At 54.7% G+C, this 13,887-nt stretch carries 14 protein-coding genes and 1 other RNA gene; 9 read left to right on the top strand and 6 right to left on the bottom strand.

Annotation, left to right across the window (positions count from 1 at the left end):
* Positions 1-54: 54 nt before the first annotated feature.
* Complete coding sequence (gene cshA / locus L6439_RS19330; RefSeq protein ID WP_168180193.1) at positions 55-1,599, top strand: degradosome RNA helicase CshA; 1,545 nt, start codon at positions 55-57, stop codon at positions 1,597-1,599.
* Positions 1,600-1,697: 98 nt separating this feature from the next.
* On the opposite strand, the gene L6439_RS19325 is transcribed toward cshA, so the two are convergent.
* Complete coding sequence (locus tag L6439_RS19325) at positions 1,698-1,799, bottom strand: sporulation protein YjcZ (protein ID WP_168180192.1); 102 nt, start codon at positions 1,797-1,799, stop codon at positions 1,698-1,700.
* A 176-nt stretch (positions 1,800-1,975) separates the two neighbouring features.
* On the opposite strand from L6439_RS19325, the gene L6439_RS19320 reads away from it, so the two are divergent.
* The 3 genes from L6439_RS19320 to L6439_RS19310 all read left to right on the top strand — a co-directional run bounded on the left by L6439_RS19320 (position 1,976) and on the right by L6439_RS19310 (position 3,636).
* Positions 1,976-2,806: a YesL family protein gene (locus L6439_RS19320; protein WP_168180191.1), complete on the top strand. Its 831-nt coding sequence runs from the start codon at positions 1,976-1,978 to the stop codon at positions 2,804-2,806.
* Between the two features lie 104 nt (positions 2,807-2,910).
* Positions 2,911-3,092: non-coding RNA, 6S RNA (gene ssrS / locus L6439_RS19315), on the top strand.
* A gap of 151 nt (positions 3,093-3,243) precedes the next feature.
* Positions 3,244-3,636, top strand: coding sequence for a DUF1499 domain-containing protein (locus tag L6439_RS19310; protein ID WP_168180190.1), 393 nt, complete (start codon positions 3,244-3,246; stop codon positions 3,634-3,636).
* Positions 3,637-3,735: 99 nt separating this feature from the next.
* Here the strand turns inward: L6439_RS19310 and tpx are convergent, their stop codons facing one another.
* A complete protein-coding gene (gene tpx, locus L6439_RS19305) occupies positions 3,736-4,248 on the bottom strand; it encodes a thiol peroxidase (protein ID WP_168180189.1) in 513 nt (170 codons plus the stop codon).
* 223 nt (positions 4,249-4,471) lie between these two features.
* Here tpx and L6439_RS19300 point away from each other — a divergent pair, with 223 nt between their 5' ends.
* Both L6439_RS19300 and gltC read left to right on the top strand, forming a co-directional pair.
* The gene (locus L6439_RS19300) at positions 4,472-5,071 is read left to right on the top strand and encodes a rhomboid family intramembrane serine protease (RefSeq protein WP_213469516.1); all 600 of its coding nucleotides are present in this window, start codon (positions 4,472-4,474) and stop codon (positions 5,069-5,071) included.
* A gap of 55 nt (positions 5,072-5,126) precedes the next feature.
* Positions 5,127-6,077, top strand: a complete 951-nt coding sequence (gltC, locus tag L6439_RS19295) for a glutamate biosynthesis transcriptional regulator GltC (RefSeq protein WP_213469515.1) — start codon at positions 5,127-5,129, stop codon at positions 6,075-6,077.
* Between the two features lie 78 nt (positions 6,078-6,155).
* On the opposite strand, the gene L6439_RS19290 is transcribed toward gltC, so the two are convergent.
* The 3 genes from L6439_RS19290 to L6439_RS19280 form a co-directional block, all read right to left on the bottom strand.
* Positions 6,156-6,839 carry a zinc metallopeptidase gene (locus tag L6439_RS19290; protein WP_168180186.1) on the bottom strand — a complete coding sequence of 228 codons (684 nt, stop codon included), beginning with the start codon at positions 6,837-6,839 and terminating at the stop codon, positions 6,156-6,158.
* Between the two features lie 54 nt (positions 6,840-6,893).
* A complete protein-coding gene (locus L6439_RS29750; protein ID WP_168180208.1) occupies positions 6,894-7,322 on the bottom strand; it encodes a MerR family transcriptional regulator in 429 nt (142 codons plus the stop codon).
* Between the two features lie 389 nt (positions 7,323-7,711).
* Positions 7,712-8,920 (bottom strand): MFS transporter, encoded by a 1,209-nt coding sequence (locus L6439_RS19280; RefSeq protein WP_213469514.1) that lies wholly within the window; start codon positions 8,918-8,920, stop codon positions 7,712-7,714.
* 235 nt (positions 8,921-9,155) lie between these two features.
* Between L6439_RS19280 and L6439_RS19275 the strand changes: the two genes are divergently transcribed.
* Positions 9,156-9,725: a TlpA family protein disulfide reductase gene (locus L6439_RS19275; RefSeq protein WP_213469513.1), complete on the top strand. Its 570-nt coding sequence runs from the start codon at positions 9,156-9,158 to the stop codon at positions 9,723-9,725.
* A gap of 587 nt (positions 9,726-10,312) precedes the next feature.
* On the opposite strand, the gene cimA is transcribed toward L6439_RS19275, so the two are convergent.
* Entirely contained in the window at positions 10,313-11,926 is a 1,614-nt protein-coding gene (cimA, locus tag L6439_RS19270) for a citramalate synthase (RefSeq protein ID WP_168180181.1), read from the bottom strand.
* Positions 11,927-12,135: 209 nt separating this feature from the next.
* On the opposite strand from cimA, the gene L6439_RS19265 reads away from it, so the two are divergent.
* Both L6439_RS19265 and L6439_RS19260 read left to right on the top strand, forming a co-directional pair.
* Complete coding sequence (locus tag L6439_RS19265; RefSeq protein ID WP_213469616.1) at positions 12,136-13,455, top strand: DNA polymerase IV; 1,320 nt, start codon at positions 12,136-12,138, stop codon at positions 13,453-13,455.
* Positions 13,456-13,591: 136 nt separating this feature from the next.
* On the top strand, positions 13,592-13,825 hold the full coding sequence (locus tag L6439_RS19260) for a ferredoxin (protein WP_006680207.1): 234 nt from the start codon (positions 13,592-13,594) through the stop codon (positions 13,823-13,825).
* Positions 13,826-13,887 lie beyond the last annotated feature (62 nt).

Raw genomic sequence — 13,887 nt, 5'->3', positions numbered from 1 at the left:
CTTAAGAATACAGACAAGGCTGTGGATTGTCCACAATGAAGGAGTATGAATATATTGAAGACATTTGTTGAATTCGGCCTGGAGCCGAAATTGCTCCAAGCGATTACGGAATTAGGGTTTGAAGAAGCCACTCCGATTCAAGAAAAAGCGATTCCGGTTGCAATGACGGGACGTGACTTGATTGGACAGGCTCAGACAGGAACAGGTAAGACCGCCGCATTTGGAATTCCGCTTATCTCCAAGATTGACCCGTCGGAAGAGCGAGTTGTCGCTCTCGTCATGACCCCTACCCGCGAATTAGCCATTCAGGTAGCCGAAGAGATCGGCAAGCTGACCCGATTCAAAGGAGTCCGATCCCTGCCGATCTACGGCGGACAGGATATTGGCCGGCAGATTCGCGCGCTGAAGAAGCATCCGCAGATTATTATCGGAACGCCTGGCCGCTTGCTCGACCACATTAACCGCAAGACGATTCGTCTGGCCGATGTGCAGACGGTCGTATTGGACGAGGCGGATGAGATGCTCGACATGGGCTTCATGGAGGATATCACGTCCATTCTGAGCCTCGTGCCGGAAGAGCGCCAGACGATGCTGTTCTCCGCCACGATGCCTCCGAACATCCAGAAGCTGGCGAATCAATTCCTGCGCGATCCGGAACACGTCTCCGTCATGCCGAAGCAGGTCAGCGCACCGCTGATCGAACAAGCCTATATCGAAGTGCCTGAACGGGCGAAGTTCGATGCGCTGAGCCGCTTGCTCGACATGGAGTCGCCGGAGCTGGCCATTGTATTCGGCCGCACGAAGCGCCGTGTCGACGAACTGTCCGAAGCGCTGCAGAAGCGCGGCTATTCGGCTGACGGCTTGCACGGGGATCTGTCCCAGAACCAGCGCGACAACGTCATGCGCAAGTTCCGGGACGGCAGCATTGACGTGCTGGTCGCGACCGACGTGGCCGCCCGCGGCTTGGACGTGTCTGGAGTGACCCATGTCATCAACTTCGACCTGCCGCAGGATCCGGAATCCTATGTGCACCGTATCGGCCGTACCGGCCGCGCGGGCAAGGAAGGAAGCGCCTGGTCGTTCGTGACGCCGCGCGAGATTGACCATTTGAACTTCATCGAGCGTGTGACACGCCACCGCATTCCGCGCAAGCCGATGCCGACGCTGGCGGATGCGATCGAGGGCAAGCAGCGCATCGTCGCCGAACGCTTGATGGAAGTGCTGAAGGATACCGATTTGAACGAATACAAAGGCATTGCGATTCAACTGCTGGAGCAGTACGATTCGGTGCATTTGCTGTCTGCGGCGTTCAAGCTGCTGACGGGCGAGAAGAAGGATGTCCAGATCTCGCTGACACCGGAAGAGCCGATTCGCGTGAAGCGCCGCAAGCCTGACCTGCGCTCCAGCGGGCGCAAGCTGTCGGCGCCGTATAACCGCGGAGGACGCCAAGGAGATCGCCGCGGCGGCTACGGCCGGGATAACCGCGGCGGATATGGCCGCGACAACCGGGGCGGCAGCCGCGGTGATAACCGGGATCGCAGCGGCGATCGCAGACCGCGCCGCTTCAACGACGAAGGTCGCCGCCAGCGCGACGAATAAGACGATTGGAAGTGCATCGGGATGGCCGAAGGCGTCCCCAGCATAAGAGAACACAAAGAGACCGCAGTGTGCGGTCTCTTTGTGTTCATAACGCCGAATTAGATAATAAGGGCGCGGCTCACGATAACCAACAGAATGAACAGTACCAGAATCGTACCTGTCGACGTCCAGAAACCGCCGTATCCTCCTACGTGGCTCATGTTACAACCTCCTTTAGAACTTGCAAAGGTTTTGAACTACAGTAGTATCATATGCCGGGGGGGCATTTGCGACTGAGCAAGTACCCAGAGCGCCTGGAAAATAGGCACTGGCACAGCAGGGGAGCTTTGTATTATAGTAGATAGGACAGGATGATGTATTCGAGGGGGAATGACCTTTGGAATTTCGAGGGATAATGGGCGGATTTTACCGCATTTCGGAATGGATTATGCGATTCTCGGTCACGAACGTGCTGTGGCTGCTCTGTTCGGCGCCGTTTTTCTTTTTTGTGCTGGTCAAATTGCTCGTCATGCAGCAAAATATGCTCAATGAATCGATCACGATGAATTGGATGATGGGACTTACCGCTCCGTTCACGCTCTTCCCGGCGACAGCCGCCATGTTCTCGGTAGGGCGCAAGTGGGTCATGGGCGAGACGGATGTCAAATTGCTCAAAACCTTCTTCAAGTCCTACAAAGAGAACTACAAGCAGGCCATGGTCGGCGGCATCTTCTACACGGTGCTGTTCGTGATTATGTATGTGGACTATACCGTATACATGACGCAGCTCCAGTCCATGCAGATTATCGGATTCGTCATGCTCGGACTGCTCATCGTCTTGTTCGTGTCGCTGTTTAATTTTTTCTCGATGGTGGCACACTATCATATGAAAACGGTTCAGCTGGTCAAAAACAGCATACTGCTGACGCTGATCCGTCCGCTTCGCATCATCATGACGACCGTCGTCAGCGGCGCCATTTTATATTTCAGCTTGTTCAAATGGCCGTTCCTGCTCATCTTCTTCGCAGGCTCAGTCATCGCCTACTACGCTTTCTTCAACTTCTATGCGGTCTATCAGAAGATGCAGGACCAGCATCAGCGCATGCAGGAACAGGAGGAAGCGGGAGAAGAGCCGGAGAAGGACGCCGATACCGAAGTGCGCTTCGATGAAGTCGATCGCGCGCCGGTCAAGGAGTATGAGGACGGGAACCGTTACTCCCGTCGATAGGCCGAACGGCTTACCGGGCGTCGGGGAAGCTGCTTCGCAGGCTTGGCCCGGATTGGGAATAAAGTACCGGTTTACATTTGCTGTCGTCCGCTATATAATAAAAATACTTCCTGCGATGTACGTGTCGGCTTTCGTTGTTTTGAACCAATGTTTGTTTCTAGGGAGTCCTATATCGAAGTGCAGCTGGCAAGCCCTCTTGAAGGGAAGTCAAAAGCATTTTTGCGGACACCCACCTGCCAGAGCAGGTTCAGAAACATAAGAGCCAAACGGCATAGGCGGGTTTTCCTATTGACATTTCAGCCACCTTTCATGTGAATGACCATTCGCATGGAAGGTGTTTCTCTTTATTGGACACATTTTTCCTTCCGTTCACCCCGGAACAGTGATACACTATAGATAAGTGAGCAACGGCTGTCATGAAAAGGAGGAACACGCTTTTGTCACTCAAACGAGTATTGGTCGGCATTCTTCGCAGTTTTGAATCCAGCGGCGATCGTGCCAAAGACCCCAAATTGAAAACGCATTACTATCAAATGTCCCGGGATAAAGCATGGGAAGAAATCGCATCGACATTGAAGAAAATTCAGGGGTACAAAATACTTCATGAGGTTCCTTCTGTCGGTGAAATCACTATGGAGAAACGGACGATGACCGGACGGACGATGGATATTACCGTCTCTGTCATCAACGTGGGACCAATGAGAACGGCGGTTGATATTTACTCGGCTTCACGCGGGGGATTAGGTGATTTGGGCGCCAATTATCGCGTAATACTCGATTTGTTCGCTGTCTTGGACAAGAAGCTGGCGGCATATAAAGTAAATAGTTAAGGAAGCGGCCGCCGAATAGAGGCAAGGGGCACTGCCTGACGATAAAGCGAGAGGAGAGCCGAAACTCTTCTCTCGCTTTTGTTCACCCTGGAAGCGAGCTTACAGCAAGCTTTTGACCGCTTCGATCGCTTTCTCGTAATTCGGATGCTCCGTCATCTCGCCCAGCACTTCGACATAGCGAATCGTGTTGTCTCGGTCAATGACGAAGATGGAGCGCATATCAAGCTGAAGCTCCTTAATGAGGACGCCGTAGGCTTCGCCGAATGTGTTGCCCTTGTAGTCGGACAGCATGACGACATTCTCGACGCCTGCCGCGCCGCACCAGCGGGCTTGCGCGAACGGAAGGTCGGCGCTCACCGTCAGCACGACGACGTTGTCGCCAAGCTTGCCTGCTTCTTCATTGAAGCGGCGGGTCTGCGCATCGCATACGCCCGTATCGATGGAAGGAACGACACTGATGAGCTTAATTTTGCCTGCGAAATCGTTCAGGCCTGCAACCTCCGTCAACGATTTGTTCAACTGGAATTCTGGAGCTTGGTCTCCAGCCTTCAATTCCGGGCCCACCAGCGTGATGGGATTGCCCTTGAGCGTAGCTTGACGTTCATTAGCCATATCGTTAGCCTCCTTCAATAAAGTGACGGTAATTTATCGAGGTCGTTCAAAAAGTACGCTTTTCATAACGAAGAGATGCCCCTTTTTGAACAGTCATTTACCTTATTTTTCATTATAAAGCTTTGCTTGTACGATTGTCCAATGTCCGTTCGTGATAGGTTCCCCGCATCCATGAGAACGATTGGAGAGTTCAGGCCGGCGGAGAGAGAGGAAGAGAAGACCCGTGATATTTATTCGTTATGAAAATTGGCGCAGTTATATCAAGCAGTTCCCGGTAACGACGCTCCTCATTATCGCGAATGTGGCCATGTTTATCGTGCTCGCGCTGAATGGGGGAAGCCAGGATAACATGACGCTGTTCCGCTTCGGAGCCGTCTTGAAGATGGAGCCGTACGCCAGCGAGACTTGGCGGCTGGCGACAGCCATGTTCCTGCATTCGGGATTCCAGCATCTCCTGTTCAATATGTTCGCGTTATTCGTGTTCGCGCCGCCGATGGAGCGGATCCTCGGCTCCTTCAAATATGCCGTGCTGTTTCTGCTGAGCGGCCTGCTTGGCAATGCGGCGGCCTTGTATCTGTCGGAATGGGGAACCTTGGCCGTCGGGGCCTCGGGCGCGATTTATGGCGTGTACGGAGCCTATCTGTTCATCGCTGTATTTCAACGATGGGCGCTCGATCAGGCATCCCGGAAGACGATTATGATTATTCTTGGCATCGGGATCGTGCAGTCGTTCGTCATCACCGGCATTAGCTGGAGCGCCCATTTGGGCGGCATGGCTGCCGGGTTTCTGCTGTACGCCGTCCTGCAGCGCATTCGGCAGTAGCGGCGGGCAACGCACCGCAAGACCGTATTATTAAGTAGAACGGAGCGAGACATTCGTGGAACTTAGGCAATTGTTGTACTTCGTGAAGGTAGCCCAGAAGGAGCATGTGACGCAGGCGGCGGAGGAGCTTCATGTCGCCCAGTCTGCCGTAAGCCGGCAGATTCACCAATTGGAGGAGGAGCTTGGCGTCAAGCTGTTCCTGCAGAAGGGGCGCAACCTGCAGCTAACGCCGGTAGGGCAGTTGTTCTGCAGCCGCGCGGAAGCGGTGCTCAAGGATCTGGAGCGTGCGGTTCAGGAGGTGCAGGAATTCATGCATCCGGAGCTGGGAGAGGTGCGGATCGGATTTCCGCACAGCTTGGGAATCCATCTCATTCCGAAGCTGGTGGCCGAGTTCCGGAAGCGGCACCCGAACGTGAAGTTCCGCTTCAAGCAGGGCATGTACCCGTCCCTCATTCGGGACATCGTATCGGGGGAAGTCGACCTCGCATTCATCTCCCCCTATCCGAAGGATAGCGATATGGTGACCGGGGAGATCGTGCTGAATGAGGAGCTGCTCGCCATCCTTCCGCCGAACCATCCGCTGGCCCAGGAGGAGACGATCTCCCTGAAGCAGCTGAAGGAAGAGACATTCGTCATGTTCAGCCCCGGATATTCGCTGCGGCCCATCGTATGGGATGCCTGCATGAAGGCAGGCTTCACGCCGCATATCGGCTTCGAAGGGGAAGAGACGGAGACGATTCGAGGACTTGTGGCAGCCGGCATGGGAGTAAGCCTGCTGCCGGATATGGCGCTCCAGCATACATCGGAGCTTCAGCCGGCCCGCGTCAGGGTGATCGATCCGGTCGTGACGCGGTCCATCGGCTTGATTCGCCGCATCGACGAGAAGCTGCCCCTGGTCGCTCAGACCTTTCATGCCTTTTTGCTGCAATATTTCAGGGAGCACCAGGGAGGCAAGCGCGGGCCAGGGAACCCGGATTCGGAGACAAATGAGCTTGAGCTGCTGTAGCCGGGCCGGGAGCTTCCACGGCATACAGAAGAGCCCCTTCGGACCTGCATCGCAGGCGAAGGGGCTTTTGTCAGGCGATTACTCCCGGTTGTTCGCGAAGATCATAATGAACTTGAGCAGTTCCAGAAGCGAGATGAGGGCAGCCGCTACGTACGTCAGGGCGGCAGCGTTCAATACTTTGGCGACGCCGCGTTCCTCTTCGTTCGTAATGAAGCCTTCGGATACCATCAGCTCGCGCGCGCGGTTGCTGGCGTTGAACTCGACCGGCAGCGTGACCAGTTGGAACAACACGGCGGCCGAGAAGAACAAAATCCCGACGAGAAGCAAGTTCGACCATTGGAACAGCAGCCCGGCAATGATGAGGAAAGGCGCCGCGCCCGACGTCAGATTCACGAGCGGGAACATGCGGTGCCGCAGCACGAGCATCGGATACGATTGCTGATGCTGAATCGCATGGCCGACTTCGTGACAGGCGACCGAGATGGCCGAGATCGAGCTCTCGTAATAGACCGGCTCCGACAGCCGGACGACCCGATGAATCGGATCATAGTGGTCGGTCAAGGCTCCCTGCACAGGCTCGATCGGAACGTCATGAAGTCCGTTCGCATCGAGCATGCGCCGAGCCGCTTCGTAGCCGGTCATGCCGCTGCTGGCCTGCACTTGCGTGAAACGGTTGAACGTGCCTTTTACACGGAATTGGGCCCAGATCGAGATCCCGAGCGCAATAAAAATCAAAAAATCCATAGGATGAAATAAAATCATATTGTTGCCTCCTATCCGGTACAGATGATGCGAGCTTATTCAGGACCGAAGATGTCACATCATGAAATGATTGTTCTTGTCAATAAAGGTGAGCAGCACTTCGATGCAGGCCGCGCTCTGGGCGCCGAGACGGTTGAACAGTCTGCGGGCTTGGGTCGGCTTCAGCTGATCGAGCATCGGCTTCAATTCCTTCGCCTCGCGCTCCAGCTTCTGCATGTGCAGCTGCAGCTCCGTCAGCCGGTCGGCAAGCTCCTGTTCCGCCGATGCGTGCCTCAGCTGCGCGAAATACTGCTTGATTTCCTCCAGCGAATATTTCTCTCTCTTCATTTGATGTATACGTTTGAGCCGCTCGATGGTTTCAAGGCTGTACAGACGATAGTTCGTATCTGTCCGTCCTGCCGGCTCGATTAGACCGATTGTCGTATAATAATCAATTGTCCGCTGGCTGACCTTCGCCGCACGGGCAAGCTCTCCGATCCGAATTAGCGACTTATTCCCATCGTCCTCACCTCACTTTTTTTACTCTAAGAGGTTGTTCAAAGAGTACGCTTTTGCTCACGAGGTTACACAAGAAGGTGCTTGACATCGAACCTTGCACTCACTTTCGAAGAGCGTATCGTTCCGAAGCATGTTTCCTCCGGAAACCTTATAGCTCATTTAGTATTGGGCCTGTATTGCGCTGCTTCTTGTTCAAGTCCCCGCAACCTTCTCGGTACTGAAAACCGCTCTCTCTGAACTCTTATTTATATGATACTAAAAACCAAACCATACAGTCAAACGTGATGGTTTGGCGAAAAAAGCACAATTTTTGAATGATTTTGCAAGTGAGCTCACAGGTCGATTTTCCCGCGAAAACATAGAAAAAAAGCCGGCTAGCGCACTTTTTTGTCCGGCTTAATGAACAAGAACACGAGGATGAGCGCAATGACGGAGAGGACCGTGACAACGATAAAAATAAGCCGGTGGGACTTGTCCATCATCCAACTGAACAGCGGCGGCCCGAAGGCGACTCCGAGGAAGCGAAGGCTGCTGTAGAGCGATGTGATCATGCCGCGTTGTGCCTTCTCCACCGTGCCGGTGATCATCGTGTTCAGACATGGCAGCAGCAAGCCCGTCCCGATGCTGCTCACGGTAATGAGCGCGATAAAGCCGTACACGTTTTTGTAGAAGAAAATCGTGCATCCAAGCGAAATCGCCATAAGCAGAAGTCCGATATTCATCAGCCAGCGCATCAGCACGCCGTTCTTCTTGATGAGCGAACCGGTAAGATAGGCGGTCGTCACCATGCCGAGCAGCGGAATGGCTAGGACAAGACCTTTGACGATCCCTTTCAAATGGTACGGCTTTTCCTCCAAAATGTCGGATAAATAGAACAGGATGCCGAACAGGATAAACAAGGACAGCGCCCCGGCAAAAAAGGCGGGAACGAGCCAGCGCCCCTGCTGCTTGAAGATTTGTCCAATGTTCTGAATATACGTTTTGAGCGGCTGCGGCTTCTGCTTCCGTTCCGGTTCCTTAATGAGGAAAATGACCGCGACCAGCGACAAGGCGCAAAATACGGGAAAAGCAAAAAAGGGCGCCGTCCACGTCAACAGGGCAAGCGCCGAACCGAGGATCGGGCTAATCACCTTGCCGCTGCCGTTGGAAGCTTCGATCAGTCCCAAAGCCTGGCTCTCCTGGGCGTCCTTATACAAATCGCCGACGAGCGCCATCGCGATCGAGGCGGTTCCGGCCGCACCCAGACCCTGTACCGCCCGGAAGCCGATCAGGATGCCGTACGATTCCCATAAGGCTCCAAGCCCGGTGACGATCCCGGCCGCCCCGTAAATAATCAGCGAAGGGATAATAATCGCCTTGCGTCCGAAGCGATCCGACAAATAGCCGGCGATCGGAATGATAAGGCCCGCCGATACGGAGAACAGCGTAATGATGAGACTGGTCTGCAGCTGAGTCAGGTGCAGATGGCGCTTGACCTCCGGCAAAATGGGAACAAACATCGAGTTGCCCAACACGAGCACAAGCGGAACGGTGGCGATTGCCGTATATTCAAGCCATAGGGAGGAGCTTCGTTGTGTGGCCATGATCAGGTTCCTTTCCTGCGTAATATCTGGAGAGCAATCATTGCAATCACGTCGTTACTATTCCCAAGGGAGGAAGGAGTCATACCCGCGGCAAATGGGCGAAAGGATCGTATTTTATGCAGAAAAAGGGTACAATACATACAAAAGCACATGTTCAGACTTGCCTGCCGGAGTGCGGGCCCGGGCAACGGGGTTAAGAACTAACGCGGAAAGCATAAAGGAGAGATTACCGTAAATGAAAAAGAGTGCAGGCGTGCTGATCATCGGCGTGCTGTTCATTCTCTTTGGGGTGTGGCAGAATCTCAGCCAGTCTTCGGTCTCTTCGACCGAAATGAGACAAGGGTCGGCCGAAGTCGAAGTCGCCCTGCCGGAAGAGACAGGCCCCCAAGTAGGGAAGCTGGCGCCTCCGTTCACGCTCGAGACCGCCGAAGGAACGAAATATAAGGTGGGCGGCAAGCAGGATAAACCGATCTTTTTGAATTTCTGGGCTTCCTGGTGCACGCCGTGTCAGGCAGAAGCGCCTGATCTTGTCAAACTGTATGCGAAATATAAGGATAAGCTCGAACTTCTGTCGGTTAATGTGACGAATGATGATACGAAGGAAAAAGCGAAGGAGTTCGTGAACCAGTACGGGATGGTCAACCCGGTGCTCTGGGACGAGAAGGGAGAGGCTTTCAAGCTGTATAACGGCATTGCCTTTCCGACCAATATTTTGATTGACAAAAACGGAGTCATTCGCGAGCTGTTCATCGGACTGCGCCCGCCGAAGGACCTGGAAAAGGCCATCGACAAGCTCATTGACTGACACTGGGGGTAACGGAAAAGAGGCCTGTGCATTAGGCTGAAATTCGGGCTGCTAAAACTGCACCATTTCCCCAGGCCCGTCTTTCCGATAGGACAAATCCGAAAAACTGCACGATTTCCCTAGACATGTCTATCTGATAGGAGATCCGCAAAACCGCACGATTTCTCCAGGTACCCTATTCGGTAAGCGAAATCCTGCGTAAATACAGCATTTCGATATGGACGACTTTTACCAGAAAGGGAATCCTGCAAAATTGCAGGAATTTCACCCGTTTCGCTTCGGTTTGAAGCAAAAGGGCCTAAAATGATGTAGATTTGCAGCAATTCCTCGGATGTGGGTTCATTGAGCCGAAATTACTGTAAAATAGCAGCAATTCCCTCCTATGTTCAAGCCGCAGGAGGCATCGATGCCTCCTGAAGGCGATGATGCCCCTGTGCTTGGCAGGAATTCCTGTTACGGAGTAAACGTCATGGGGGAAAAGTGTATTTTTTCCAGTCTTCCGGCGAGTCGAGGGTGAAGAATCAAGGGGGTCCCATTGCAGTGAGTACCGCAATGGGACCTCCCCCTTCGTCTTGTCCGCGAAGAGATTAATGGTTAACGAGCCCCAGCGGTTCCCGGCGTTCGGAAACGAGAGCCACCTTTTCTTTGCCCATAAGCGCATACCGTATGCTGTCTAGCAGAGCTTCCCAACTCGCTTCTATCACGTTGCTGGAGACGCCGACCGTGCTCCATGTATTTTGAGAATCGGTCGACTCGATGAGGACCCGCACCTTGGCCGCTGTCGTATCATTCTCGTCCAATACGCGTACTTTATAATCGGTGAGATGCATATCTTCAATAAAAGGGTAATGGCGGACGAGCGCTTTGCGCAGCGCGTTGTCGAGCGCATTCACCGGCCCGTTGCCTTCGGCGGCCATGTACACCGTCTCATCGCCGACATTCAGCTTCACGATCGCTTCCGAATTGACTGAACGATCGGCCGCCTTCTCGACGATCATTTTGAAAGAGGCGAAGGTGAACGGCTCCTCGTGCGTTCCGGTCGCCTGGCGAAGCAGCAATTCGAGCGAGGCGTCCGCGCCTTCGAATTGGTATCCCTGGTGCTCCAGCTCTTTGATGCGCTCGATAATGGCGCGGGTTGTCGGATTGCTGGCATCCAGCTCATAACCGAGCTGCTGCGCCTTGGACAAGACGTTGCTCTGGCCGGCCAGCTCCGAGACGAGCACCCGCTGCTTGTTGCCGACCTCCCCGGGCTCGATATGCTCGTACGTGCGGGAATCCTTCATAATCGCCGATACGTGGATCCCTCCCTTGTGAGCAAAGGCGGCATTCCCGACGTAAGGCTGGTTGACCGGCATGTTGACATTGGCGATCTCGCTGACATACCGTGCGACTGAAGTCAATTGCTTGAGCTGATCGGCGGAGACGCAGGAGTATCCCAACTTCAACTGAAGATTCGGGATGATGGAGCACAGATTGGCATTGCCGCACCGCTCGCCGTAGCCGTTCATCGTGCCTTGGACCTGGGTCGCTCCCGCTTCCACCGCAGCCAGCGTGTTGGCGACGGCCAACTCGCAGTCATTATGCGTATGGATGCCGAGCTTGATGTTGACATGGCTTTTGACGTCGCGGACGATGCTCGCGATCTCGTGCGGCAGCGTTCCGCCGTTCGTGTCGCACATCACGACCCAGTCGGCTCCCGCCTCCTCGGCGGCGCGAAGCACGGCCAGCGCGTATTCGGGATTATGCTTGTAGCCGTCGAAGAAATGCTCCGCATCGAGCATCACTTCCATGTGGGCCCGCTTCAAGTAGGCGACAGAGTCCGAGATCATGGCCAGATTCTCCTCCAGCGTCGTCTCCAGCGCCGTATGGACGTGGAAATCCCACGACTTGCCCACGAGTGTCGCCGCGGGAACCCCCGCTTCGATGATGCGGTTCAGGCTTACGTCTTGCTCGGCCCGCGACATTTTGCGGCGGGTGCTGCCGAAGGCTGTCAACTTCGCTTGCCAGGAATACGACTTGACCCGCTTGAAGAACTCGATGTCCTTGCCGTTGCTGCCCGGAATCCCGCCTTCGATATACGACACCCCGAAGGCGTCCAGCTTGCGCGCGATTTTTATTTTATCATCCGCGGACAGGCTGATTCCTTCGCCTTGAGTGCCGTCGCGCAGCGTGGTATCAAAAATGGAAACGAATGTCGACATACTTGAAACCCCCTTCATTTAGTGCACGGACGATACCGTTCCGAAACTATATTTTCCTATTATAGCATTCGAAAGAAAGATGTATAGTCCGTAATTTGTGCGGGGGAGAAAAGTGCTGCGGTTGTATTGGCCTCCAAAAAGCGGTAAAATGGAACTAGAACAGTTGTTCTCTTGTGGAACACTTCCATGAAGGAAGAAAGGTGAGAGAAATGGGCGGTAAGGAAGAGGCGCGTGACCGGGTCGATCGGCATTATCCGCCGAAGGGCCGTGTCATCCTCCATGTGGATATGAACGCATTTTATTGCTCCGTTCATGAAGCCGAGGACCCGGAGACGTACCGGGACAAGCCGACGGCGGTCGCGGGGAGCATCGAGCTGCGCAAGGGAATTATTGTCACCTGCTCCTATGCGGCCCGGAAGAGAGGCGTACGGACCGGCATGCTCGTGAAGCAGGCGCTGCGGCTCTGTCCCCAACTTGTCCTGATCCGCCCGGATTTCTATCTGTACCGGCGTTATTCACAGGCATTTATTGCGATTGCACGCGATTATACCCCTTTGGTTGAAGTCGTCTCCATTGACGAATGCTATATGGATATCAGCGGCTCGAAGTTATTCGGCACGCCCCTGGATATCGCGAACGAGCTGCAGCACCGCATCCGCGGCGAGCTGTCGCTGCCTTGCTCGATCGGGATTGCCCCGAACAAGCTGTTGGCGAAGATGGCTTCGGATATGAAGAAGCCGAACGGCATTACGGTGCTTCGCATTCGGGATGTGCCGAGGCTGCTCTGGCACAGGCCGTGCGGCGAACTGTTCGGCATTGGACACAAGACCGCCGCGAAGCTGTCGCGTTCTGGGATCCGCACGATCGGCGAACTGGCCCAGGCGGATGAAGCCCGCCTCGTCTCGCTGTTCGGCGTTCAGGGCCACTGGATGAAGCGTGCGGCGAACGGGCTGGATGAAGGGCCGGTCCGCCCGGAACGGGAGCCGAACAAGTCCGTCGGACATACGACGACATTGCCGAAGGATGTCACCGCGAAGGAGGATGTCCGCCGCGTGCTGCTTAATCTGGCCGATCAGGTCGCCCGCCGCATGCGCAGGCAGCGGCTGATGGCCCAGACGGTTCAGATTACGATCCGCACGCCGGAGATGAAGACGATTACGCGATCGGCGACCCTGGAGTCGCCGACGGACGATGCGGCCCGACTGCTCGACGAAGCCTGGCGCCTCTATGAGCAGCATTGGCGGCAGGATCAGCCGATACGGCTCCTCGGAATTACGGGGCAGAATATGGTGGCCAAGGAGGAGGCGGCGATTCAGCTCGATCTGTTCGACTTCGAACAGCAGCCGAAGCGGGAGCAGCTCATCCAGGCGATGGACCGGATCCGCGACAAGTACGGGGAGAACGCCCTCGTCACGCTGGGTATGCTGGGAGACGATCCTTCTGCGCTGCTGCGGAACCATAAAGTAAGGGGGACCTCCCTTCAGACGGATTTTCTCCGCGAAGGAGACGGGGACAACCGAGCCGATTAATGCGGGTAGGGCATTGGGAACCCGCGCGGGAACGCGATAAAATCGAGGATTTCGTTTGAATTTCAACCCTGTTTGTATTATATTGATTACGGAGGAACCATGACGAACTGTTCTGATTACAGGAGGGAACGAACCAATGGCAAAATATACTTGGGTAGATAAAGACACATGCATCGCTTGCGGAGCGTGCGGCGCAACCGCTCCGGATATATACGACTACGACGATGAAGGCATCGCAGAAGTGATATATGAAGGCGACAACAACCAAGGAATCACCGAGATTCCGGAAGATCTGTACGACGATCTGCAGGATGCGGCCGACGGCTGCCCTACGGATTCGATCAAGATCGCGGATACGCCGTTCAACTGACACTGCGTGGCATCAACATAGAGTGAGCTTGTCCCTGCTTAGAGCAGGGATTTTTTTTATTT

Source organism: Paenibacillus dendritiformis (assembly GCF_021654795.1).
GTDB lineage: Bacteria > Bacillota > Bacilli > Paenibacillales > Paenibacillaceae > Paenibacillus_B.
The sequence above is the reverse complement of the archived record's forward strand: the minus strand, read 5'-3'. Positions and strand labels throughout refer to the sequence as shown.

Coding starts and splice junctions, on each gene's coding strand:
- L6439_RS19325 (WP_168180192.1), bottom strand. CDS start 1,799: ATGAGCCACGTAGGAGGATACGGCGGTTTCTGGACGTCGACAGGTACG.
- tpx (WP_168180189.1), bottom strand. CDS start 4,248: ATGGCTAATGAACGTCAAGCTACGCTCAAGGGCAATCCCATCACGCTG.
- L6439_RS19290 (WP_168180186.1), bottom strand. CDS start 6,839: ATGATTTTATTTCATCCTATGGATTTTTTGATTTTTATTGCGCTCGGG.
- L6439_RS19280 (WP_213469514.1), bottom strand. CDS start 8,920: ATGGCCACACAACGAAGCTCCTCCCTATGGCTTGAATATACGGCAATC.
- L6439_RS19275 (WP_213469513.1), top strand. CDS start 9,156: ATGAAAAAGAGTGCAGGCGTGCTGATCATCGGCGTGCTGTTCATTCTC.
- cimA (WP_168180181.1), bottom strand. CDS start 11,926: ATGTCGACATTCGTTTCCATTTTTGATACCACGCTGCGCGACGGCACT.
- L6439_RS19265 (WP_213469616.1), top strand. CDS start 12,136: ATGGGCGGTAAGGAAGAGGCGCGTGACCGGGTCGATCGGCATTATCCG.
- L6439_RS19260 (WP_006680207.1), top strand. CDS start 13,592: ATGGCAAAATATACTTGGGTAGATAAAGACACATGCATCGCTTGCGGA.